The 21,659-nt window shown below is 49.2% G+C and carries 21 protein-coding genes; 9 read left to right on the forward strand and 12 right to left on the reverse strand.

All coding sequences use genetic code 11. The annotated features are described in order from the left end of the window. The 8 genes from Q0R17_RS04200 to Q0R17_RS04235 all read right to left on the reverse strand — a co-directional run. Positions 1 to 240 (reverse strand): heavy metal-binding domain-containing protein (locus tag Q0R17_RS04200; RefSeq protein ID WP_293932396.1); only part of this gene is annotated, 240 nt, incomplete at its 3' end. Positions 241 to 242: 2 nt separating this feature from the next. Continuing rightward, positions 243 to 1,460, reverse strand: a complete 1,218-nt coding sequence (locus Q0R17_RS04205; protein ID WP_293932398.1) for a TolC family protein — start codon at positions 1,458 to 1,460, stop codon at positions 243 to 245. 102 nt (positions 1,461 to 1,562) lie between these two features. Further along, a complete protein-coding gene (locus tag Q0R17_RS04210) occupies positions 1,563 to 1,958 on the reverse strand; it encodes a hypothetical protein (RefSeq protein WP_293932400.1) in 396 nt (131 codons plus the stop codon). Between the two features lie 244 nt (positions 1,959 to 2,202). Next, positions 2,203 to 2,919 carry an ABC transporter ATP-binding protein gene (locus Q0R17_RS04215; RefSeq protein WP_293932402.1) on the reverse strand — a complete coding sequence of 239 codons (717 nt, stop codon included), beginning with the start codon at positions 2,917 to 2,919 and terminating at the stop codon, positions 2,203 to 2,205. A 73-nt stretch (positions 2,920 to 2,992) separates the two neighbouring features. Continuing rightward, entirely contained in the window at positions 2,993 to 3,778 is a 786-nt protein-coding gene (locus Q0R17_RS04220) for an ABC transporter ATP-binding protein (RefSeq protein WP_293932404.1), read from the reverse strand. Further along, a complete protein-coding gene (locus tag Q0R17_RS04225) occupies positions 3,775 to 4,881 on the reverse strand; it encodes an ABC transporter ATP-binding protein (protein ID WP_293932406.1) in 1,107 nt (368 codons plus the stop codon). The genes Q0R17_RS04220 and Q0R17_RS04225 overlap by 4 nt, the downstream gene beginning before the upstream one ends. 8 nt (positions 4,882 to 4,889) lie before the next feature. Next, positions 4,890 to 5,819: a branched-chain amino acid ABC transporter permease gene (locus Q0R17_RS04230; RefSeq protein WP_130107495.1), complete on the reverse strand. Its 930-nt coding sequence runs from the start codon at positions 5,817 to 5,819 to the stop codon at positions 4,890 to 4,892. 433 nt (positions 5,820 to 6,252) lie between these two features. Further along, positions 6,253 to 9,174: an Rne/Rng family ribonuclease gene (locus Q0R17_RS04235; RefSeq protein ID WP_293932410.1), complete on the reverse strand. Its 2,922-nt coding sequence runs from the start codon at positions 9,172 to 9,174 to the stop codon at positions 6,253 to 6,255. Positions 9,175 to 9,946: 772 nt separating this feature from the next. Here Q0R17_RS04235 and Q0R17_RS04240 point away from each other — a divergent pair. The 5 genes from Q0R17_RS04240 to motD all read left to right on the forward strand — a co-directional run bounded on the left by Q0R17_RS04240 (position 9,947) and on the right by motD (position 13,756). Continuing rightward, complete coding sequence (locus tag Q0R17_RS04240; RefSeq protein WP_293932412.1) at positions 9,947 to 10,918, forward strand: RluA family pseudouridine synthase; 972 nt, start codon at positions 9,947 to 9,949, stop codon at positions 10,916 to 10,918. After that, positions 10,911 to 11,567, forward strand: coding sequence for an HAD-IIIA family hydrolase (locus Q0R17_RS04245; protein WP_293932414.1), 657 nt, complete (start codon positions 10,911 to 10,913; stop codon positions 11,565 to 11,567). Before Q0R17_RS04240 ends, Q0R17_RS04245 begins: the two co-directional genes overlap by 8 nt. Further along, on the forward strand, positions 11,560 to 11,916 hold the full coding sequence (locus Q0R17_RS04250) for a Rieske 2Fe-2S domain-containing protein (RefSeq protein ID WP_293932416.1): 357 nt from the start codon (positions 11,560 to 11,562) through the stop codon (positions 11,914 to 11,916). Before Q0R17_RS04245 ends, Q0R17_RS04250 begins: the two co-directional genes overlap by 8 nt. Continuing rightward, entirely contained in the window at positions 11,909 to 12,841 is a 933-nt protein-coding gene (locus Q0R17_RS04255; RefSeq protein ID WP_293932418.1) for a S49 family peptidase, read from the forward strand. The genes Q0R17_RS04250 and Q0R17_RS04255 overlap by 8 nt, the downstream gene beginning before the upstream one ends. Positions 12,842 to 12,934: 93 nt before the next feature. Beyond that, positions 12,935 to 13,756: a flagellar motor protein MotD gene (gene motD / locus Q0R17_RS04260; protein WP_293932420.1), complete on the forward strand. Its 822-nt coding sequence runs from the start codon at positions 12,935 to 12,937 to the stop codon at positions 13,754 to 13,756. Here the strand turns inward: motD and Q0R17_RS04265 are convergent. The 4 genes from Q0R17_RS04265 to Q0R17_RS04280 are packed head-to-tail and all read right to left on the reverse strand — an operon-like array spanning position 13,749 to position 16,618. Then, complete coding sequence (locus Q0R17_RS04265; RefSeq protein WP_293932422.1) at positions 13,749 to 15,455, reverse strand: SulP family inorganic anion transporter; 1,707 nt, start codon at positions 15,453 to 15,455, stop codon at positions 13,749 to 13,751. The two genes, motD and Q0R17_RS04265, sit on opposite strands and share 8 nt — an antisense overlap. Next, positions 15,452 to 15,862, reverse strand: a complete 411-nt coding sequence (locus tag Q0R17_RS04270; RefSeq protein ID WP_293932424.1) for a DUF6691 family protein — start codon at positions 15,860 to 15,862, stop codon at positions 15,452 to 15,454. Before Q0R17_RS04270 ends, Q0R17_RS04265 begins: the two co-directional genes overlap by 4 nt. An 8-nt stretch (positions 15,863 to 15,870) precedes the next feature. Next, a complete protein-coding gene (locus tag Q0R17_RS04275) occupies positions 15,871 to 16,296 on the reverse strand; it encodes a YeeE/YedE family protein (protein ID WP_293932426.1) in 426 nt (141 codons plus the stop codon). After that, positions 16,286 to 16,618: a helix-turn-helix transcriptional regulator gene (locus Q0R17_RS04280; RefSeq protein ID WP_293932428.1), complete on the reverse strand. Its 333-nt coding sequence runs from the start codon at positions 16,616 to 16,618 to the stop codon at positions 16,286 to 16,288. The genes Q0R17_RS04275 and Q0R17_RS04280 overlap by 11 nt, the downstream gene beginning before the upstream one ends. 97 nt (positions 16,619 to 16,715) lie before the next feature. Between Q0R17_RS04280 and Q0R17_RS04285 the strand changes: the two genes are divergently transcribed. The 4 genes from Q0R17_RS04285 (at position 16,716) to Q0R17_RS04300 (ending at position 21,651) form a co-directional block, all read left to right on the forward strand. Beyond that, positions 16,716 to 17,582, forward strand: coding sequence for an MBL fold metallo-hydrolase (locus Q0R17_RS04285; RefSeq protein WP_308446351.1), 867 nt, complete (start codon positions 16,716 to 16,718; stop codon positions 17,580 to 17,582). 10 nt (positions 17,583 to 17,592) lie between these two features. Next, positions 17,593 to 18,564: a DUF808 domain-containing protein gene (locus tag Q0R17_RS04290; RefSeq protein ID WP_293932429.1), complete on the forward strand. Its 972-nt coding sequence runs from the start codon at positions 17,593 to 17,595 to the stop codon at positions 18,562 to 18,564. A 325-nt stretch (positions 18,565 to 18,889) separates the two neighbouring features. Then, on the forward strand, positions 18,890 to 19,564 hold the full coding sequence (locus Q0R17_RS04295) for a choice-of-anchor E domain-containing protein (protein WP_293932431.1): 675 nt from the start codon (positions 18,890 to 18,892) through the stop codon (positions 19,562 to 19,564). A gap of 893 nt (positions 19,565 to 20,457) precedes the next feature. Continuing rightward, the gene (locus tag Q0R17_RS04300; protein ID WP_293932433.1) at positions 20,458 to 21,651 is read left to right on the forward strand and encodes a cell division protein ZipA C-terminal FtsZ-binding domain-containing protein; all 1,194 of its coding nucleotides are present in this window, start codon (positions 20,458 to 20,460) and stop codon (positions 21,649 to 21,651) included. The last annotated feature ends 8 nt before the right edge of the window (positions 21,652 to 21,659 follow it).

Below are 21,659 nucleotides of genomic sequence, written 5' to 3' on the forward strand. Positions count from 1 at the left end.
CGTGGATGAAGATGAATCAGTGGCATCGGCATAGCGAGGCACCAGTTCCATATCCATAAAGGGAGATTTACCTGGCTGATCGAAATGCTGCTCTGGCTTCATCGGATCATACCAATACAGGGCTTTGCGGGCTTCAACGGGGGCGGTGGCGTGGTTTGGCGTAGGCTTTAGCCACCAGCCTGTGGCAGTTCCGACAAAAAGGGCGGCGATGACTAAAGCGATTGTATTGTTGCGATTCATGATTAATGCCCTCCTGTTAGGAAGAATATTTGCGCCTGAATGGCGGCAAGGCGGGAGGTCAGATCAAGTGCGCGTAATTGGGCTACTCTTTTCGTTTTGCGCGCTTCAAGTACCGCATTGCTATTAGCTTTGCCAGATTGCAGGCCCGCTAAGGCCAGCTCAGTTTGCTTTTGAATTAAGGGCAGTGTTTGTTGCTTTAGCCTTTGCAACTGGTTAGTGAGTGCATTACCTTGCGCATTTAACTCGGCATATTGCTGACGATAGCCCGCACTACGAGCGGTTTTTTCTGCTTCGGCTCGTTGCAAATTAGCTGTGGCGGCTGCGATTTTTGGATCTTGCCGTGAGGCGGTAAAAAACGGCAGGTCAAAAGAAACCTTCACCATCGCTTGGTTTTGCCCCATATCGCTGCGTTGCAGGGCCAGCTCCAATCCCCAATCGGGATGCTTGCCTGCTTCCATCAGGGCCAATTCGGCACGGGCGGTGCTAATTTGCGAGCTGGCCGCGTGCAGATCGGGCTGCTGGCTAAATTGATCAGATTGATCCTTGGAAGTTGGCTCGCGTTGCCATACAGGGAGTGAGCCACTGATGGGCTCGGCGGCGCGATCTGGCCCAATCCAGCGTGCCAATAGCGCACGTGCCTGTTGAATCTCACTATTTAAGTCATCGCGCGCGTCGGCTAATTGCTGGGTTTCTAGCTGTGCAGCTAAGGCATTGTCGACTGTGCCCCCCCCTGCTATAGCTGCGCGACTGAGGCTTAAGCTGTTTTGATTCTCAATGAGCTGCGTATCAAGGATTTGTATTTTTTCTTGTGCGTAATACAGGCTTAGCCAAGCGAGTGAGGTGGCGCGTTGTACATTAAGCTGTGCAAAGCGATACTGGGCGCTACTGGCTTGCCACGCTGCCGTGGCGATTTGGCGCTCCGCTGCCCGCTTGCCCGCATTAGGAAACTCCTGCATCAGGCCAATGCTGCGCATTGATTTGCCAATACGGTATTGGTCTTCTCCCTCTAGCGGAAGGTTATCAATGGCAAAAGAGAGCTTAGGGTCAGGTAATGCACCTGCAGATAGGGTTAAAGATTGAGCTGTAGCAGCACCTGATCGGCTGGCAACAAGATCAGGGGCGTAATTTTGAGCGGCAGTTAAGGCTTCATCTAGGGTCAGAGCCTGTGCGCTGGCCGCGCAAAGTAATAGCGCAATACTGCGCAGTGCATAAGAAAACATACGTGCTTCTCCAGATCATACTGAATACGAAACACCAAAACGTGCAGGCGAGCAAAAACGCCCCGCAGTCCTAGTGATGTTCAAATGGATCAGAGAAACAGGCTAGTTGCGAAAGACTTGATATTGGATACGTAAGGGCGGGGAGGATGCGAGTAGTGTAGGTGGCGCTGCTAATTGCTGATTAGCCATCGGCAAATAGCTATCGAATAAAGGCGCAAGATAAAACAGGATAAATAGCTGTGGGGCAGGCAAATCCGGTGTTTTATGTGCTTCTAATTGTGAATCTTTTTGACAGTGCGCTTTGCATACCAATGGCTGCTGGTTGGCTTTCATATCCACACAATCGCTCATGTCAGCCATTTGCACCATGGCAGGCGCAGTAGGCAAGCTCGCTAGAGCATCTGCACAGGCATAAGCCGCCACAACGAACTGGCTGAATGTCAGCAAGATCATCATGAGCAGAACAGCGAGTGGATGAGCCAAAAAGCGATGTTTCATGAGCCTAACTTTAGTGAGTGCAGCAGTAGCTTACCTTACGAATATATAGTGCATTGCAATTGTTTTTGTTAAATTTAAATATAAGGGCTCAAATCAATAAATTTCACCATCCTGATCAGCAACACAATTGGGCAGGGGCCTTGTATATTTTATTGGTTTTTCGTGAGTAAATAGTTAATATGCATAAAATTGGGTGCGTAAAAAAACGAGCCAGCGATGTGGCTCGTTTTTACGTTAATAGCAATTACTCGCCCAAATAGGCCTGTTGAATTTTGGGGTTGGCGAGTAAGTTTTCTGCTGTATCTGCCAAGGTGATCTTGCCCGATTCCATCACATAGCCTCGGTTGGCCGTTTGCAGTGCCAACTTGGCATTTTGCTCTACCAACAGCATGGTGACGCCTTCGGCAGCGATCATTTTAATGATCTCAAAAATCTTCTGCACAATAATCGGCGCAAGGCCCATTGAAGGCTCATCCAGCAGCAATAGCTTAGGGCGGCCAAGGATGGCGCGGCCAATCGCGACCATCTGCTGCTCGCCTCCTGAAAGCGTGCCGGCTAGTTGTTTCATTCGCTCTTTTAGGCGCGGGAACAGGTAGTAAACACGTTCCATATCGTGGGCAATGCCCGCTTTATCGTTGCGGGTATAGGCACCCATCAGTAGGTTTTCTTCAACGGTAAGGCGGCTAAAAATGCCTCGCCCTTCGGGCACCATGATCAGCCCCTGTTTTACATAATCGTAAATAGGTTTTTGGGCGGTTGATTTACCATCAAATAAAATATCGCCTGAGCTAGGTTTGCACATGCCAATCAGCGTTTTTAGCGTGGTGGTTTTGCCTGCACCATTAGCCCCGATCAGGGCAACAAGCTCGCCTTGATTAATTTCTAAATCAATCCCTTTTACGGCATGGATGCCGCCATAGGCGACTTTTAAGTCTTTTACTTGCAGCAATGGGCTGGACATTATGGTGCAACTCCTAGGCCAAGTGATGCACAAAGCGTTGCTCTTATGCCGCTTATTTGTAGAAATAGAATACTCATTCTGGGGCTACTCCTAGATAAGCCTCGATCACGCGCGGATCATTTTTTACTGAATCGGGGATGCCTTCAGCAATTTTTTTGCCGTAGTCGAGCACTGCAATCCGATCACACAGATCCATCATTAGTTTGACGTCGTGTTCAATTAATAAAATGGTCACGCCATCATCGCGAATTTTTTGCATGAGCTTTTTAAGATCGCCCGTTTCTTTTGGATTCATCCCGGCTGCTGGTTCATCCAATGCCAGTAGCGTAGGGCGAGTCGCCAGCGCGCGTGCAATTTCTAGGCGGCGCTGATCACCGTAAGAGAGATTACGGGCTAGTTCTTTAGCGTGTTTGCTAATGCCTACATAATCGAGCAGCTCGTGAGCCTTGCTATGAATGTCTGCTTCTTCTTTTACGGCTTTGGGGCTGTGAAAAATAGCGCCCAAAATGCCAGAGTGGGTGCGCACATGCTGGCCGACCATAACGTTTTCTAGTGCCGTCATATTGGCAAATAAACGGATATTCTGAAAAGTGCGCGCAATACCCGATTCCACTACGACATTGGGTTTTTTGCGGAATAAATCTAAGCCATTAAAGCTAAAGCTGCCTTCGTCGGGTTGATATAGCCCTGTTAAGACGTTGAATAGGGTGGTTTTACCCGCGCCATTTGGGCCGATCAGGCCATAAATCTCGCCCTTGTTAATAGTGAGGCCCACGCTAGACAAAGCGTGTAGGCCGCCAAAACGCTTGGTAATGCCATCAATTTTGAGTAGAACTTCTTTAGTTTCTAGCGCGCTCATGCTTTTGCCTCTTCATCTTTTTCGTGGAACTCTGCTTTACGGCGTTGCGATGGCCATAGGCCCTCTGGGCGCAGCAGCATAATCACGATCATGGCAAGGCCAAAAATCAGCATGCGTAAGTTTTCGGGGTCAACCACACGGCGACCAACAATGGCTTGCTGCAGTGGGTTGATCACATCGCGCAGAATCTCTGGGGTGATAGACACAATGATTGCGCCTAAAATCACACCAGGAATATGCCCCATGCCGCCTAATACCACCATGCATAGCACCATGATGGATTCCATTAGCACAAATGATTCAGGGGAGACAAAACCTTGGAAGCTGGCAAATAAAGCACCTGATACCCCCCCAAAGCTGGCACCCATCGCAAACGCCAGTAGCTTGATATTGCGGGTGTTGATGCCCATGGCGTTGGCGGCGATTTCATCTTCACGAATGGCCACCCAAGCGCGGCCAATACGTGAATTTTGTAAACGCATGGAGACAAAAATAATCAACAGGCAGAAGGCAAGAATTAAGTAATAGTAAAGGTGGACTTTTTCAAATGTTAGCCCTAGAAACTCAATCGGGCGGCCAAAATCATAAGGGCCAACATGAATGCTCTTAATATTATTAATGCCCTGCGGGCCATTGGTGATATTGATCGGGCGATCTAGATTATTCATAAAGATGCGGATAATTTCACCGAATCCTAAAGTCACAATCGCCAAATAATCGCCGCGTAGTTTTAATGTGGGCGAGCCAAGCAAGACGCCAAATAAACCCGCCACTAAGCCCGCTAGTAAAATCATCACAGGGAATGAAGGGTAAATCAGCCAAGCTGGCAGAACGGCAGCCAGATGTGGCGAATTTAAAATGGCATAAAGGTAAGCGCCCACGGCATAAAAGGCGATATAACCCAAATCTAATAGGCCAGCGTAGCCCACTACAATATTGAGCCCGAGCGCCAGCATGATATACAGCAGGGCAAAATCAATGGTGCGAATCCATGATTTGCCGCTTTCAAAGCTGCCGGTCAGCACAAAAGGCAGAATTAGCATCACGACCGCAAGTACGGCCATTGCGATCAGCCGTTGGCGAGGATTTTCTAGTTTTAGCATTTTAATTCCTAGGCGCGATCAGCGACACGTTCGCCAAGTAATCCAGATGGGCGGAATACCAGCACGATAATCAGCACGATAAAGGCAAAGATGTCTTTGTAGTTACTACCAAAAGCACCGCCGGTTAGATCGCCTAAATAGCCGGAGCCAAGGCTCTCGATTAAGCCGAGTAATAAGCCACCCAATACCGCACCGCCTAGATTACCAATCCCACCCAGTACTGCAGCAGTAAAGGCTTTTAGACCAATCAAAAATCCCATATAGGCATGGGCTTGATCGTAGTTGGCGGCAACCATTACTCCTGCTACAGCGCCTAGGGCTGAGCCGATCATAAAGACCATTGAGATGATTGAATTGATATTCACCCCCATCAGCCCTGCAACTTCAGGGTTTTGCGCCGTGGCCCGCATGGCGCGGCCAAGCTTAGTGCGTTCAATCAGGAAAAACAGCCCGGCCATTAAAGCCAGTGCAAGGCCAATGATGGCGATTTGCAAGCTGGTGATGGTGGCTCCGCCAATTTCATGCACGGTGCTGGGCAAAATAGCGGGGAAAGGGCGGTAGTTGCGGCCCCAGATCAGCATGGCGGCTTGTTGCAGCACAATGGATACGCCAATCGCGGTAATCAGCGGCGCGAGCCTTGGGGCTTTACGTAGTGGGCGGTAGGCGATTTTCTCGATGGCGTAGCCCAAAATAATCGAGACCGGCACGGCCATCATAAAGCCGACTAAGAGCAGCATGGGGCCGGGGAGCGATACATTGTGCCCAAGGAGGAGGTTGATGCAGGTAATGGTGACCATTGCACCGATCATAACGATTTCGCCGTGGGCAAAATTGATCAGCTGCATGATGCCGTACACCATGGTGTAGCCAAGGGCAATCAGTGCATAAATACTGCCGACAACTAAGCCATTAAAGATTTGCTGGAGAAAAATATCCACGTGTGTATGCCCATATGAGGAGTGCAGATGCGATTGAATAAGACCATTACAGTTAGATCCATGTGCGAAAATTAACCCTGAATAATAATGGCCGATACTTGTGAATTTCCCCAACTGGCAATCTTAAACTGGGTTGTTTTAAACAGGCTGAAGTGCTTTGCAATTAAAACTAATGGCTTCTATTTATATGTCTAGTCTTAAATTAGCCATGAATAGCAAATATTCAAAATTTCATTGGTATTTAATTGCATAGGCGTGCGGTTTTAAAAGGGCACTGTTTGATAGGCGGGATTGTCCGCTGCTTGTTTAAGCGGATGAATGGGGTATTTATTTGAGCATGCACATTTTCTGAAAACATATTCTTGTTATTTTCTTTGGGGCATTAAAAAAGCCACCGAGTGATTTTCGGTGGCTTTTGCTGATTCAATTCAAATTAGAATTGCTTAGTTTGAACCTGTACCAGAGGCTCGGCCGAGGTGTCTGCTGGAGTAGCAGTGGCATCACGTCGATTAGCACGCGCAGGCGCATCGCTTACAGGAGTAAGAGCAGCGTCAGTAGTCGCCGTTTGTGTTTCAACCTGCTGCAACATAGTGACTTCTGCACTAGCCTGTGTAGTCGTTTGAACATCACGGCGACGGCGGCGAGCAGGCGCTTCAACAGCTGGAGTGCTTTCTGCTGCTAAGGTACGCGTTGCGACCATAACCAGACCTGCTGCTTCTGGAGTGCCAATCACTAAGGGTGCTTGAACGGGGGTTGGTGCTGCCACCACCGCGGGAGCGACTTCAACCGGTGCGGCTACTGGAGTCGCGATTGGGGCTGGGGCTGGGGCTGGAGCTGCAACTGCAACTGCAACGGGAGCAGGAACCACAATCACTACTGGAGCGGTAACCGGAGCTGGAGCGGGTATCGGCGCAGGAGCCGGTGCCACAACAGGCGCTGGTGCGGGAGCCACTACAGGTGCAGGGGCAAGCACCACTTCAGGGATGACTGCCGCCACGACTGGCGCTGTCGCGACTATTACGGGTGCAGCGACCACAGCCACTTCTACTGCTGGAGCGGCTACAGGAGTAGGCGCATCAACAGGTGCAATCGGCTTGTTGTCAAAGATCGGCGCAGCAGGAACGATTGCTGTGAAAGCGGCTTCTGCGCCTGTTGCTTCTGGGCGATCACGACGCTCACCACGACGGCTGCGACGACGGCGGCTACGTTGTTGCTCGCTGGCTTCGTCCGAATTGTTTTCTACGATAGGTGTAATTAACAATGCTTCTGTTGTGGCAGCAGGCGTTTCTTTGCGTGGCTGACGTTCTGGACGGGCAGGGCGCTCATTGCGAGGGCGTTGCTCGGCCGGAGCTTCGCTGCGCTCATTGTTGCGCTCGGTCCGTTCCGCACGTTCACGCGGCTCACGGTTTTCACGTGCTTCACGGTTTTCACGGCTCTTTTGCAGATCTTCTTCAATGCGTGGCTTACCACTGCCGCGACGCGGCTGTGCAGGGGCTTCTTCATTGCGAGCAGGGCGCTCGGTGCGAGGCGCTTGGCCTTCACGTGGTTCACGCGCTGGGCGTTGGCCACGATCATTGCGATTGCGTGAATTATTGCTTGGCCGCGCCGCAGCCGCTGGCTTCGGCGTTTCTACCGGCGCTTCAGGCTCACCTTGGAACCAAGTTACAATTTTTTTCCACAGTGATGGTATGGCAACCACATCGGTAGGCGCAGCAACACGATCACGCGCAGAAATCGGCGCAGGCTGGTCTGGGGTAATGCCCTTAACCATGGCTTCTTGACGTTTGGTTTGCTCTTCTTTGACCTTGCCTGGCTGATAGCCCGTTTCGCTTGGCAAATCAACCATTTTGTAGGACGGCACGACATCTTCATGGCTGCCTATATCTTCATGGCGCAGACGTGAAAGATTGTAGTTGGGGGTTTCTAAATGCGTGTTTGGAATCAGGATTACGCTTACTTTTAGGCGTGCTTCAAGCGCAGAAATCTCTGCACGTTTTTCGTTCAGCAAGAAGGTGGCTACATCCACTGGCACCTGCGCATGAATCGCACCGGTGTTTTCCTTCATCGATTCTTCTTGAATAATCCGCAGGATATTCAGTGCAGAAGATTCAATGCCACGGGTAAAGCCCGTGCCATGACAGCGAGGGCAGGCAATGTGGCTGGTTTCTTCAAGGGAGGGCTGTAGGCGCTGGCGTGATAATTCCATCAAGCCAAAGCGGCTGATTTTGCCAGTTTGTACGCGGGCACGGTCGTGGTGCAAAGCGTCACGCAGGCGGTTTTCTACTTCGCGCTGATTCTTTGGGTTTTCCATGTCGATAAAATCGATCACGATCAAACCACCCACGTCACGCAGACGCATCTGACGGGCGATTTCGTCAGCGGCTTCCATATTGGTGCGCAGCGCGGTTTCTTCGATGTCGGCGCCCTTGGTGGAGCGTGCCGAGTTCACATCAATAGAGTAGAGCGCTTCGGTTTTGTCGATCACAATTGCGCCGCCAGAAGGCAGGTTTACTTCGCGGGCAAAGGCGGTTTCGATCTGATGCTCAATCTGGAAGCGTGAGAATAGCGGCACGTCATCTTGATAGAACTTCACGCGGTTGACATTGGCCGGCATCACATGGCTCATAAACTGGCGTGCTTGCTCGTAAATATCAAGCTTATCAATCAGCAGCTCACCGATTTCTGGCTGGAAGTAATCGCGAATCGCACGGATAACCAAGCTAGATTCCTGATAAATCAGGAAAGCACCCGTTTGGGTAGAGGCAGCGCCTTCAACCGCACGCCAAAGTTGCAGCAGGTAGTTTAAATCCCACTGCAGCTCTTCTGCATTGCGGCCAATGGCGGCAGTACGCGCAATCAGGCTCATGCCGTTAGGCGTTTCGAGCTGATCAAGAACGGCGCGAAGTTCATTCCTTTCTTCGCCCTCAATGCGGCGGGATACACCACCACCACGCGGATTGTTTGGCATCAATACAAGGTAGCGACCGGCCAAGCTGATGTAGGTAGTCAGCGCAGCGCCTTTATTGCCACGCTCGTCTTTCTCTACCTGAACGATCAGTTCCTGACCTTCTTTAAGAGAATCGCCGATACGCGGGCGGCCATTGCCATCACCGTTGTCGTTCAGGTAGGCGCGAGCCACTTCCTTAAACGGCAAGAAGCCATGACGATCGCAGCCATAATCAATGAAGCAGGCTTCAAGGCTGGGCTCTACACGGGTAATCACACCCTTGTAGATATTGGATTTCCGCTGTTCTTTACCAACGGTTTCGATGTCGAGGTCGACTAATTTTTGACCATCAACAATAGCAACGCGCAGCTCTTCAGCTTGTGTTGCGTTAAATAGCATACGTTTCATAACAGTGCTCCGGCTCGCACTCACGCGGCTGGAATTAGGTTCTGGCAAGCTCAGCGCAACCGAGGGGAGCTTTAGCTCAGGCATCATTGTGTCTGCGGCTAAAGCTCAAAAGGTATTGATGGCGCTGGCGATGAGTCTATTGCTTGCAATGATTTACAGCGCATTGCAAAACGGTGCTGCAGTCCTACCTCGCATTGGAAATGAGCCTAAAATCCTTGTTGGTGCTTTTATTAGGATTTTAACTCGCTTGTCTTGCTGGTACTTTTTGCACCATTTTGTCTTCGCTACTACAAGGTGACCAGGTGCCGAACGGTCCATACCGGCGGTTTTACTTATTTTTCTGTAAAAGTAGGCCAGTACGCTAATTAGAATCCGATGAGTGCTTTATATATATAAATCAATTACCATCGCTGCTTTTTGCGGTGAGCGAGATAACCGTTTCCCTGAACTTGTTGCAGCAGCCATACGGCAGATAGGCGAGCCCCGCGCTTGTGCTCCCTGTTTTACAAAGGCTAGTGAGCCTTGGGGAGTGGGTAGAGTGTTTTTCTCTACGGCGGGAAGGTAATCGCCGACTGTATCGTCGGGCAGTATGCTTTAAGAGCGGGATCTAAAAGTGGCAATGCCACCTTGCGCAGTGTTTGTTTCGGTGGGTTTATTATAAAGTCCCGTGTCAAAACAAGCCCTTGCGGTAATCGTTGCCGTTGCGTTTATAACGCCACGGCCAACCTGCTACAACCTTCTGGGTTGTGGCGTGCGGAGAGTATAAGTCAAGATGAAGGGCAGTAGCAAAGCATCCGTAACGTTCCTGACTGTAGATGAGGAAGATGCCGGCCAAAGGCTGGATAATTTTTTGTTAAAACACCTCAAGGGCGTACCCAAAAGTCATGTTTATCGCATTGTGCGTAGTGGCGAAGTTCGTGTAAATAAAGGCCGTAGCGATGTGACCTATCGCTTGCTAGCTGGCGATATTTTACGCCTGCCACCCGTGCGCGTGGCTGAAAAGCCAGATGCCGCACCGGCTGTAGCTGCGTCGCATCGCATCGATATCCCCATCATCTTTGAAGATGAGGCCATTTTAATCTTAAATAAACCGGCTGGTTTGGCTGTGCATGGCGGCTCTGGTGTGAGTTTTGGCTTGATTGAGCTGATTCGTGCGCAGCGCCCACAAGCAAAATTTTTGGAATTAGTGCATCGCTTAGATCGTGAAACATCCGGTATTTTAATGGTTGCAAAAAAGCGCTCAGCCTTAATTGTTTTGCAAGATGCCTTGCGTGACAATCATCGTATTGATAAGCGTTATTTAGCTTTGGTGAAAGGTGTGTGGGAGAATCCACGTAGCCACGTGAAATTTTCTTTGCTGAAATACAACACCGCCGAGGGCGAACGCCGTGTGCGGGTCTCACCAGAAGGCAAAATTTCGCATACGGTGGTGAATCGCCGTCAGGTATGGAAAGATTGTTCTTTGCTTGAGTGTGAGCTTAAAACGGGACGCACCCATCAGATTCGGGTGCATTTGGCGTCCAGTGATCACCCTATTTTGGGGGATGAAAAATACGGTGACTTTGCTTTAAATAAATTATTACCAAGGCAGGGGCTGCGCCGCATGTTTTTACATGCTTGGCGTTTAATTGTGGATCACCCTATTACGGGCAAGCCTTTGGAATTAGAAGCGCCACTTCCCCCTGAATTACAATCTTATATCGATCAACTTGAGAGATCTCTCGGGAATAAACCGCATGCCTAAGCAGTTTGATTTGCTGGTGTTTGATTGGGATGGCACTTTAATGGATAGCACCGGCACCATTGCCCGCGCGATTCAGGCGGCCTTTAGTGATATTGGCTTGCCTGTGCCATCCGATAAAGAAGCGCGTTATGTGATTGGCTATGGCATGAATGAGGCGATGCAATACCTTGCTCCAGATGCGACGCCTGCACAAATCACCGAGGTGGTGAGTGTGTATCGCGGCCATTACTTAGCCCAAGACCAAAATGTGGCGTTGTATGACGGGGTGATCGAGGCCTTGCCGCAGTTTATTGAGGCAGGGTTTCAGCTGGCGGTGGCAACGGGTAAATCCAGAGCGGGCTTAGATAAGGCGTTGGCTTCTAGTGGCTTGGGTGTGTTTTTTAAAATGACGCGCACTGCCGATGAGGCGTTTTCTAAGCCACATCCGGCGATGCTGCATTACCTTTTGGATAAATGCCACGTGGATGCCAGCCGTGCCGTGATGATTGGGGACACCACCCATGATTTACAGCTGGCTCAAAATGCCGGTACGCAAAGCTTGGCGCTGACTTATGGCGCGCACAAATTGCCAGAACTATTGGCTTGCAAGCCTCTCGCGCATTTTGATGATTTTCACGCTTTAAGGGATTGGATCTTACTTAATGCCTGATCGGGTGCTGTGCCAGAGTGGCGACTTGTTGGAGCGCGGCTTGGCGCAGCGCTTTACCTTGGTTTGGGGTGGGCGTGAACGCAGTGCTTTTGTAGTGCGTTACAATGGCAGGGTGTACGCTTATATTAATGAGTGTGCGCATATCCCGATTGAAATGGATTTTAATCCGGGTGATCTGTTTGATTTATCCCGCTCTTGGCTTGTTTGTTCCACTCACGGCGCATATTATGCGCCCAATACGGGTCTTTGCTTGGGCGGGCCTTGCCCTGGTCGCAAGTTAATTTCTTTGCCGGTTCGCGAATACGCGGACCAAGTTTGCTTGATTGAGGAAAACACACAGCATGAATGAATCTTGGGAACGTGAACAATTACAAAGTTTGCTGCATGCCGGTATTAAAGAGCGCCGTAGTGCGCGCCGCTGGGCTATTTTCTTTCGCTTAGTGACCTTCAGTATTGTGATTTTAGTGATTGCAATGATGATGGGCTGGGTTGGTAAAAAAGCCGGTGATGAAATGACAGGGCCACATACGGCCGTAGTGCGTTTAGAAGGCGCTATTGCTGCAGGCGGTGAGGCAAACGCTTCAATGCTGATTGAGGGTTTAACCGCGGCATTTGAAGACAAAAACACGAAGGCCGTGATTCTGCAAGCCAATAGCCCAGGCGGTAGCCCAGTGCAAGCAGGCATGATGGCCGATGAAATTGCGCGCTTGAAAAAACTGCATCCAAAAATTCCATTCTATGTGGTGATCGAAGAAATCTGCGCCTCAGGTTGCTATTACGCTGCGGCCGGTGCCGATAAAATTTATGCAGATAAAGCCTCGATGGTGGGCTCAATTGGCGTGTTGATGGATGGCTTTGGTTTTAGTGGTGTAATGGAAAAACTGGGCGTTGAGCGTCGGTTGCTTACAGCCGGTGCAAATAAAGGCTTTTTAGATCCTTACTCACCTATGAGCCAAGGTCAGCGTGATAAAGCGCAGGTGATGCTAGATGAAATTCACCAGCAGTTTATTGGCGTGGTAAAAGCAGGGCGTGGCAATAAGCTAGCAGACAATCCTGATTTGTTTTCTGGCTTGGTTTGGAGTGGTGCTGCGAGTATTAAAATGGGCTTAGTCGATGCTTTAGGCTCGGTAGATAGCGTGGCACGCGATGTAGTGAAGGCCAAAGATATTGTCGATTTCACCCCTCGTCCAAGCTACGCAGACCGTTTGGCGCGTCAGATTGGCGTGACAGCGGCGAATAAACTGGTTTCTGAATTTAATTTACAACTCAAGTAATGTAGGGTGGGCACGACCTTGTGCCCACGCGAACGGGCAAGTTTTTAAATCGCATGCGCACAAAAAGCCATGCCCACTCCATAGGATTTCAGCATGGCACGTAAGCAGAGGCACGAGGAGCATGAAAACCACGAGCGCTGGTTGGTGTCTTATGCCGATTTTATTACCCTGTTATTTGCATTTTTTGTGGTGATGTACGCTATTTCATCGGTGAATGAAGGCAAATATAAGGTGCTGTCTAATTCCATGGTGGATGCCTTTAAACAAACGCCAACCAGTAAAGAAGTGATCAAGCAAAATCAACCCTTGGCTGGGGCGCCGGATAAGTTAGTCGCTCTTAATGTGGTTTCTCCACCCACCCCAAGCCCAAAAGTCGCCGAGCAAACACAAAAAATGCAGGGTATGGCGGGGGATTTAAAAAAATCACTAGGTGCTTTGATTGATCAGGGCAAGGTGCGGGTCACACAATCCAAGCGTGGAATTGCGGTAGAAATTAGCGATTCAGTCTTGTTTGATACCGCTAAAGCCGATTTACATACCGAATCGGCCACAGCGCTGATTGCCGTGGCAGAAATGGTTAAAAACACCGATAACCTGATTCAAATTGAAGGCAATACCGATAACCAAGCGATGCGCTCGGGGCAGTTTCCATCCAATTGGGAGCTATCTGCCGCCAGAGCTGCCAGCGTGGTGCGTTTGTTTGTTGACGTGGGCGTAGCTCCGCAACGCTTGGTGGCGATTGGTTATGGCGAGTTTCGGCCTCAGGGTAGTAACGATACGCCCGAAGGGCGGGCGAGTAATCGGCGGGTTACGCTAAATATCTTGGCGGATAATAAAGACGAGGTGGCGGTGTTGCCTACTACACCGGATAAGCCTGCTGCGGCGGCAGCTGTACCGGCTGTTCCTGCTAAATAGAAAAATCCTCAGTTGCCCCGCTTAGCGTTTGCATGGCTAAGTGGGCGCTCAAAAAGACGTCTCCATCTAAGTTTTCTAAGATTTCACTATGGCGTAAATGATCCATTACCGGTCCTTTGACTTCGGCTAGGTGGATCTTGATGTGCCGTGCCCGCAGGTTTTCTTGTAGTAGGCTGATGGCCTGCATGGCACTAAAATCGATGCTATTTACTGCCGACATAATCAGTAGTAAGTGCTGGGTGTTGCTCGCTTGGTTCAAAATGTTGATTAACTCGGTTTGCACCTTGGCGATATTGCCAAAATACAGGCTCTCATCAATGCGCACGGCCACAATGTGATCGCTGGTTTGTGTGCTAAAGCGGTGAATGTTGCGATAGTGCTCGGTGCCTGCAATGCGGCCCACCACCGCGATATGCGGCTGGCTGCTGCGATACAGAAAGAGTAATAGCGATACGCCCACTCCCACTACAATCCCTATCATCGCTCCTAGGGCTAAAACGGCGATGGCAGTGCAGACAAAAGCTGCACCATCACGGCTATCGTAGCGCCAGCTCCTAAGTAAAAAATCAAAGTCTATTAAGCGCAGCGCCACTAAAATAATGGTGGCCGCCAAAAGGGGCAGGGGTAGGTGCGCTAGATAATCATTGAGCCAATGCGCCGCTAGCGCAATCCACACCGCCGTCATTACGCCAGCCAAGGGCGTATTTGCACCTGATGCGGCGTTAACTGCGGTGCGTGAAAAACCACCGCTAACCGGAAAACCGCCACTGGCTGCTGCCGCAATGTTGGCAGCGCCTAAGCCAATTAACTCTTGATTACTATTGATGCTACGCTTGGCTTTTAAGGCCAAACTTTGGGCAATGGTGATGCTTTGTAAAAAGCCAGCTAGGCCAATGGCGAGGGCGGGTAGCCAAAGTTGGGCAAGGCTAGTTTGATTGAGCTGTGGCCAAAATAAGCGGGGTAGGTCGGCAGAAAAAGCCCCAATAAGCTTGGTTTGGATATTTAAAAAATATACGGCAGCGGTGATCACTAGCATCAGCAGTAAGGGGCTGAGTTTGCTCAGTAGCGGCCCGTGGCGAACATGCTGTAGCCGTTTGGCTAGAGGGCCGCCGGCTAGCCAGAGTAGCCCTAAACAGGCTGGGCCAAAGGGCTGCATTGCAGGAATAGCCTGCATAAGCTGTGGTAACAACTGGCCAATATGCTCGCCCTGAATCGATACACCGAATAGCGCTGCCATTTGCCCCAGCACAATCAAAATAGCCGCGCCGCTACTAAAGCCATTAATGACGGGATGAGAAAGAAGTTGGGTGATAAACCCTAACTTAAGTAAGCCAAGTAGCGCCAAAAATATCCCTGATAGTAAGGCTAAACTTGCTGCCAAGGTGCTGTATTCAATGGAGCCAGCGGCCGCCAATGGTGCAAGTGCTGTGGCGGTCATAATGGCGCCAATCGCCATTGGCCCTACCGATTGAACCATGCTGCTGGCAAAAAAAGCGTACACCACCAGCGGTAAAATGCTGGCATAAATTCCTGCTTGTGGCGGCAGGCCCGCAAGCAAGGCATAAGCAATGCTTTGTGGAATCAGTAATACGGCCACAATCAGGCTGGCGCTTAAATCCCCAGCAAATTTTTGTTTTTGGTAAAGCGGTAGCCATTGCAAAATGGGAAAAAACTGTGCCAGAGATTTGAGTCGATTCATTTAGGAATAAGCCTAAAAACAAACATGCCGCTCAGCATGGCCATTACAAAAATAAACGCCTTGCTTTCACCCATCGCTAAGGCCACCAAGCCAGGTCCTGGGCAAATACCCGCTAGGCCCCAGCCAATACCAAATAACAGGCTGCCGCCGATTAAGGGGCGATCAATGATTGTGCTGGTGGGTAGCGCCATCTTTTCATGGGTGAGGAGCGTTTTTTTGCGGCTCTTTGCCCACATAAATAAAGGTGTGGCGGTGGCAATGGCGCCTACCATGACCAGCGCTAAGCTTGGGTCCCATTGCCCTGCTAAGTTAAGAAAACCAATTACTTTAGCGGGATTGACCATGCCTGAAATAATCAGGCCAAGGCTAAATAAAATACCTGTAAGTAAGGCGACAATTATTTGCATGTTGGGTCTCAAGATAGGTGGTGAGTCAGAAATACCGTGATAAAGCCTGCGGCCATAAAGCTGGCTATCGCGGCGAGGGAGCGGATAGAAAACCGAGATAAACCGCAAATGCCGTGACCGCTGGTGCAGCCATTGCCATAGCGGGTGCCAAGGCCAACTAAGAGCCCCGCTATGATGAGCGTTGGCGTGCTGGCGGTGATCTGAATATTGGCAGGCGTATTAAAAGCCATCCAAAATAGCGGGGTGAGCACGAGGCCTAATAAAAACGCGGCGCGCCATTGCATATCGCTTTGTGCATTGAGTAGGCCGCCTAAAATACCACTAATCCCCGCGATTTTCCCCGCGAGTAGGGCGAGCAAGCCGCTGGCTAAGCCAATAAGTGCACCGCCTAATAAACCACTCCACGGAGTGAAATGAATCCAATCAATTTGCATGGTCAGAATCCTTTAAATCATTAGGACAATAGAGTGAGTACAGCACTTGCAGTAGCTGCTGCACCTCGCTGCTGGCTAAGCTGTAGTAAATTCTTTTGCCATCACGGCGAGTATTGACTAAGCCTTCTTTACGCAGCACGGTGAGTTGTTGCGAGAGTGTGGGCTGGCGAATATCCAGCAAGGCTTCAAAATCAGAGACGCATTTTTCGCTCTCTGCCATTTGGCAAAGTAATAATAAGCGGTCTTCATTGGCCATTGCTTTTAAAACGCGCGTTGCGCCACTGGCGGCTTGGCGCATGGCGGTGATTTGTTCTGAGTTCATGGTTAAAGCGGCTCCTTTTGCAAGGATCGGTAATTATTTGAATAATTATATGTTTGTATATAATATTTGCCAATATATTTATTGCTGAGGCGTGCCGATGTTGTATCCAAACGTAGAAGCTTTTTTTGACCCCGTCACCTGTACCCTCAGCTATGCAGTGTTTGACCACGAAGGGGGCAGTGCCGCCTTGGTGGATACGGTGCTCGACTACGATGCAAAATCGGGGCGCACTTCAAGCCATAGTGCGGATCGCTTGATTGATTTTGTCACGGCCAAAAAATTAACCGTGCAATGGATACTCGAAACCCATGCCCACGCCGATCATCTCTCTGCCGCTGCATATTTAAAGCGCAAAGTGGGCGGTAAGGTGGCGATTGGCCAGCATATTAATCAAGTGCAAAGTATTTTTAAGCCGGTATTTGGTTTGGGGAATGATTTTGCTGTGGATGGCAGTCAGTTTGATGCGCTGTTTGCGGCTAATGCCGTGTTTCAGATTGGGACACTCAGCGCTAAAGTGCTGTATGTGCCGGGGCACACGCAGGCAGATGTTGCCTATTGGGTAGGGGATGCGCTCTTTGTGGGGGATACCTTGTTTATGCCAGATGTGGGCTCGGCCCGTTGTGATTTTCCAGGGGGTGATGCAGCAATCCTTTATGATTCAATTCAGCAGCTATTAGCCCTGCCAGACGCAACAAGAGTATTTGTTTGTCATGATTATCTGCCGGAACATCGTCAAACGGTGCAGTGGCAAAGCAGCGTTGCGGAGCAGCGAGCGGGCAATATTCATGTGCATACAGGCGTGGCAAAGGCTGATTTTATTGCGATGCGAGAAGCGCGTGATCAAACCCTTGGCATGCCACAGTTGATTTTGCCCGCTATTCAAATCAATATTCGTGCTGGGGAATTACCCTCTCCTGATGCTGATGGTCAGCGTTATTTAAAAATCCCCTTAGATATTTTGTAGAGATCGCCCTATGGCCGGTACCAGCCTTTTAGTATTACTCGATGATATTGCCGCAGTTTTAGACGACGTGGCCCTAATGACCAAGGTGGCGGCTAAAAAAACCGCTGGGGTGCTGGGGGATGATCTTGCCCTCAATGCCGAGCAAGTTTCTGGTGTGCGTGCAGAGCGCGAGCTACCCGTGGTGTGGGCGGTAGCAAAAGGATCATTTCGCAATAAATTGATTTTAGTCCCTGCGGCTCTGGCGATCAGTGCTGTGGCACCTTGGCTGATTACGCCCTTATTGATGCTAGGTGGGGCTTATTTATGTTTTGAGGGGTTTGAAAAGCTGGCGCATAAATTTTTGCATAATAGTACTGAAGAGCACGAAGATAAAGAGGCACTGCTTGCTGCCGCAAATGATGCCGAGGTAGATTTAGTTGCCTATGAAAAAGACAAAATTCAAGGGGCGATTCGTACTGACTTTGTATTGTCAGCCGAAATTATTGTCATTGCCCTTGGAACGGTTGCCGGTACATCCATTGCATTTCAACTCGCTGTATTAAGCGTAATTGCCATTGTCATGACCGTTGGGGTGTATGGCTTGGTGGCGGGCATTGTTAAGCTGGATGATGCAGGCCTCTATCTGTGTAAAAAAACCGGCCGGGGCCTGTGGCTGCAAGTGCAGCATAGAGTGGGCCGCTTATGCTTGGTGGGTGCGCCTTATTTAATGAAAACGCTTACCGTGGTGGGCACTATTGCGATGTTTATGGTGGGGGGAGGGATTCTTACTCACGGCTTTGCACCTGCCCATGATTTTATCCATCATATCGCCCTAGCGGCGAGTGATATCGCCGGTGTTGGCCCTACGCTCTACATCGGATTGCCTATTTTATTGGATGCTGTGGCAGGCGTTATTGCCGGTGCAATCTTGCTTATGTTTGGAATAGTGGCTGCGCGTATCTTGAAAATATTTAAGCCACAGCGTGTGGATGTAAGGAGTTAGATCTTTGGGGGGGGGGGGCATCGCCTCCCAAAAGCCTAAGCTCAGATATTCTATTAATAGGGCCAATGAATTTGGCCCTATTTTTTTGCCATGTAAACAGCACAGGCTTACATTAAAATGAAAAAACAATAAATTTTATTAAAATATAAGAGTAGTGTAATTTAATTATCGATGTTGTGTATTTTTTGTGAATGACTAATATTGGTTTTAAGTAAGCATTACGTATTAAATTGGCAAGGATGATTCGCTTTGTTCCCTCTGGGCATTTAAATTTAGAGGGGTGGTAATGCTTATGTCACTCTTTAATTTACTTAAGGAAGAACGTATGAAACTAGCCAAATTAGCTGTATTTTCTCTATTGTCGATGAGTGCTCTGACTGCTTCGGCATCTATCCATTCCTTATCATTTGTTGGGGGGCATGATCTTTCTTCGACTAATTGGAATGATGTGTTTAGCTTGCAGCGGTTTGACGCTAATCTTGGAACGCTAACAGGTGTGAATGTAGATTTGTATGGCACGGTGAAGGGAAGCGCTAAGTATGAAAGTTTGGATGCTTCAGCGTCTAATGTGCAGATTGATTTAGGTGCAATCATCAAACTTGCAACCGTATCGGGTAAAAACTTGCTCACTATTAACCCGCTTGTGTCAAATGCCTATAGTGCTTCTGCCTATGATGGCATTACGGATTTTGGGGGTACATCGGGCAAAACATTAACGGGGCTATCTGCTAATGCCGCGGATTCAGAGGTGCTTAATAGTGCCAGCTGGTTATCTTTATTTACAGGCCCTGGAATGATTAATTTAAAACTGGGCGCACAGGCAGCATCTTCTGCCTCTGGGCCTGGTAATTTAACTACACAGTTTGCAACCAATGCGGCCGCTAATTACAAGATAACTTATACCTATGCGGTAACGCCTGTTCCAGAGCCTGAAACTTATGCCCTGATGGGGTTAGGCATGTTAGGGCTGCTGGCGCATCGTCGTAAGCAAGTTAAGTAATTTGACAAGCAGTAGCACTGCAATGGTGCTACTGCGTTTTTATCGTGTAGGTCTTGGTTCTGAGTATTGTCCCCCTAGCTAAGTAGGTAAAAATAGCAGCATTGCATGCTGTAACTTATGCCGTTTTGCATGGGCGTTTGCTATGGCATGCTGATTTCTATATATGTTTTGGTAATAAAAAAATTCTAAATTCATTTGGATCTAAAAAAATAGTGCGGGTCGACATTTTTACAATGTTGGCGATGGCTTTAGTAAATTAATCCATATGGTGCAGATAGATAACTCGCTAATAAAGGTGTTTTCTTGTAATTGTTTTTTTATATGGTATTGATTTTAATGAATTTAATTTATGGTGTTGTTGCTATGCCAAGTAGGTGGGGAGTGTTGTCTGTGCGTGAGCAAACGGTAACGATTTGAATCTTGTTGTAGCTTATACAGCGAAAAGCATCAAAAATGCGGCTTGTTAATTTTTGATCTACTACACATGATGATGTTTATGGGCAAAAAGCACAGTAAAATTGGGCCACTGTTGAGTGGATGCTAGCGACCAGTAGCGCTTAAGTCTGGTATCCTATTTGTTTGGCTTGTGTGATATTTACTTAATGCAAGCTAGGACGGGCTAAAGTGAAGGTTGAGTGAATCAAGTAAAACAAGATGGCGAAACGCAGATGATTTCACTCTACCTTTTATTGCAATTGAAAAGTGCTTGCTAATTTATTAGCAAGCAAACGTAAAGAGTAGGTTTGTGGCTGATAATGATCAAGCAGCAGACTTAATTAACACCGAATAATAGGCCAGACCGATATCAGTTTAGATACTTTATCAAATGCTTAATTAGGTCGTGATAAAGTTTTTTTAAAGTGATAGATCGACTCGCCAAGAGACCCTAAAGAATGACCGATTTGCAACTAGGATCGCTGATTGTTGGTGGCGTGATTGTCGCCGCTGTCTATGCCTTCAATTGGTGGCAGGAATACCGCTATCGTCAGCAAGCCACCAAGGCCTTTGCTCGTAATGAAAGCGATGCGCTGCTGGATGTGCCCAAAAATATGGTGCGCTCAGCGGGGGCAAGCCGGATGGAGCCTAGCTTAGAGGCGGCCGAGCAGGCTCCTGAGCGCTTTGAGCCAGAGTTGGTCGAGCCAGAGCTTGAGGCCGCTCCCGCCTATCAAGCTCAAGCGGCTCCAGTGCGCGAGCCTTATATCGAGCCTATTGCTCCGGTAGTGCCGGTGGCAGATCCAGCGTCTTATGTGCCTGAGCCGGTTAAGGCTGCTGCGCCAGTCAGTGATGACAGTGAAGCACTCGCAAGTAGCCTGCTTGATTCATCTATTGATTTTGTTGCAGAAGTTCATGCCACAGAGATGATTGCAGCAGCAGATCTACCCGTATTTCGTGGCTCTAAGCGCGTCCAGGTAATGGGTTTAAGCCAAAATAATCGCTGGGAAGCCTGTTTGCCAAGTTCGCGTTCGCGTTATAAAGAATTGAAAATCGGCTTGCAATTGGCAGATCGTCAAGGCGCATTAAGCTCAGAGCAGCTCAATGCTTTTTGTATGTCGGTGCAGCAGTTTTCGGATGAGCATGAGGCGGTGGTGACTTTTCCGCAGCGCTCCGCTAAGTTGGCCGCTGCAACTAATCTTGATGAATTTTGCGCCAGTGTGGACGTATTGATTGGCTTGAATGTGATGGCAGCAAGCCGCCCGTTCCCAATGGAGCGCGTGCGTTTATTGGCCGAAAACGCAGGCTTGATTCGCAGCCCAGAAGGTGCGTTTCACTACCGTAGTGATTCAGGTAAAACCTTATTTACCCTGTCAAACTATGATCAGACGCCACTTGGTAATACTTCGAATGGCCTGACGCTATTATTTGATGTGCCGCGTGTAGCGGGTGGTGTGTCGGTATTTGATTATTTTGCTGAATTTGCACAGCACTTATCGGTGGCGCTCTCTGGTGAGCTGGTTGATGATAATAGCAAGCCCCTGACTGAGGCGAGCCTAGATAATATCCGTAAGCAATTAGGGGTGCTGTACGCAAAAATGGATGATAGGGGCATTGCACCAGGCTCTGTGGCGGCTTTGCGTTTGTTTGCATAGCCCTGGAT

It is taken from the genome of Iodobacter sp., assembly GCF_025352645.1.
Taxonomy (GTDB): Bacteria; Pseudomonadota; Gammaproteobacteria; order Burkholderiales; family Chitinibacteraceae; genus Iodobacter.

Bases quoted from the DNA above. Each gene is read 5' to 3' on its own strand.
- Q0R17_RS04205 (WP_293932398.1), bottom strand. From the start codon at position 1,460: ATGTTTTCTTATGCACTGCGCAGTATTGCGCTATTACTTTGCGCGGCC.
- Q0R17_RS04265 (WP_293932422.1), bottom strand. From the start codon at position 15,455: ATGAATCGACTCAAATCTCTGGCACAGTTTTTTCCCATTTTGCAATGG.
- Q0R17_RS04240 (WP_293932412.1), top strand. From the start codon at position 9,947: ATGAAGGGCAGTAGCAAAGCATCCGTAACGTTCCTGACTGTAGATGAG.
- Q0R17_RS04270 (WP_293932424.1), bottom strand. From the start codon at position 15,862: ATGCAAATAATTGTCGCCTTACTTACAGGTATTTTATTTAGCCTTGGC.
- Q0R17_RS04250 (WP_293932416.1), top strand. From the start codon at position 11,560: ATGCCTGATCGGGTGCTGTGCCAGAGTGGCGACTTGTTGGAGCGCGGC.
- motD (WP_293932420.1), top strand. From the start codon at position 12,935: ATGGCACGTAAGCAGAGGCACGAGGAGCATGAAAACCACGAGCGCTGG.
- Q0R17_RS04295 (WP_293932431.1), top strand. From the start codon at position 18,890: ATGAAACTAGCCAAATTAGCTGTATTTTCTCTATTGTCGATGAGTGCT.
- Q0R17_RS04215 (WP_293932402.1), bottom strand. From the start codon at position 2,919: ATGTCCAGCCCATTGCTGCAAGTAAAAGACTTAAAAGTCGCCTATGGC.
- Q0R17_RS04245 (WP_293932414.1), top strand. From the start codon at position 10,911: ATGCCTAAGCAGTTTGATTTGCTGGTGTTTGATTGGGATGGCACTTTA.
- Q0R17_RS04285 (WP_308446351.1), top strand. From the start codon at position 16,716: ATGTTGTATCCAAACGTAGAAGCTTTTTTTGACCCCGTCACCTGTACC.
- Q0R17_RS04280 (WP_293932428.1), bottom strand. From the start codon at position 16,618: ATGAACTCAGAACAAATCACCGCCATGCGCCAAGCCGCCAGTGGCGCA.
- Q0R17_RS04300 (WP_293932433.1), top strand. From the start codon at position 20,458: ATGACCGATTTGCAACTAGGATCGCTGATTGTTGGTGGCGTGATTGTC.
- Q0R17_RS04275 (WP_293932426.1), bottom strand. From the start codon at position 16,296: ATGCAAATTGATTGGATTCATTTCACTCCGTGGAGTGGTTTATTAGGC.
- Q0R17_RS04220 (WP_293932404.1), bottom strand. From the start codon at position 3,778: ATGAGCGCGCTAGAAACTAAAGAAGTTCTACTCAAAATTGATGGCATT.
- Q0R17_RS04210 (WP_293932400.1), bottom strand. From the start codon at position 1,958: ATGAAACATCGCTTTTTGGCTCATCCACTCGCTGTTCTGCTCATGATG.
- Q0R17_RS04255 (WP_293932418.1), top strand. From the start codon at position 11,909: ATGAATGAATCTTGGGAACGTGAACAATTACAAAGTTTGCTGCATGCC.
- Q0R17_RS04225 (WP_293932406.1), bottom strand. From the start codon at position 4,881: ATGCTAAAACTAGAAAATCCTCGCCAACGGCTGATCGCAATGGCCGTA.
- Q0R17_RS04290 (WP_293932429.1), top strand. From the start codon at position 17,593: ATGGCCGGTACCAGCCTTTTAGTATTACTCGATGATATTGCCGCAGTT.
- Q0R17_RS04235 (WP_293932410.1), bottom strand. From the start codon at position 9,174: ATGAAACGTATGCTATTTAACGCAACACAAGCTGAAGAGCTGCGCGTT.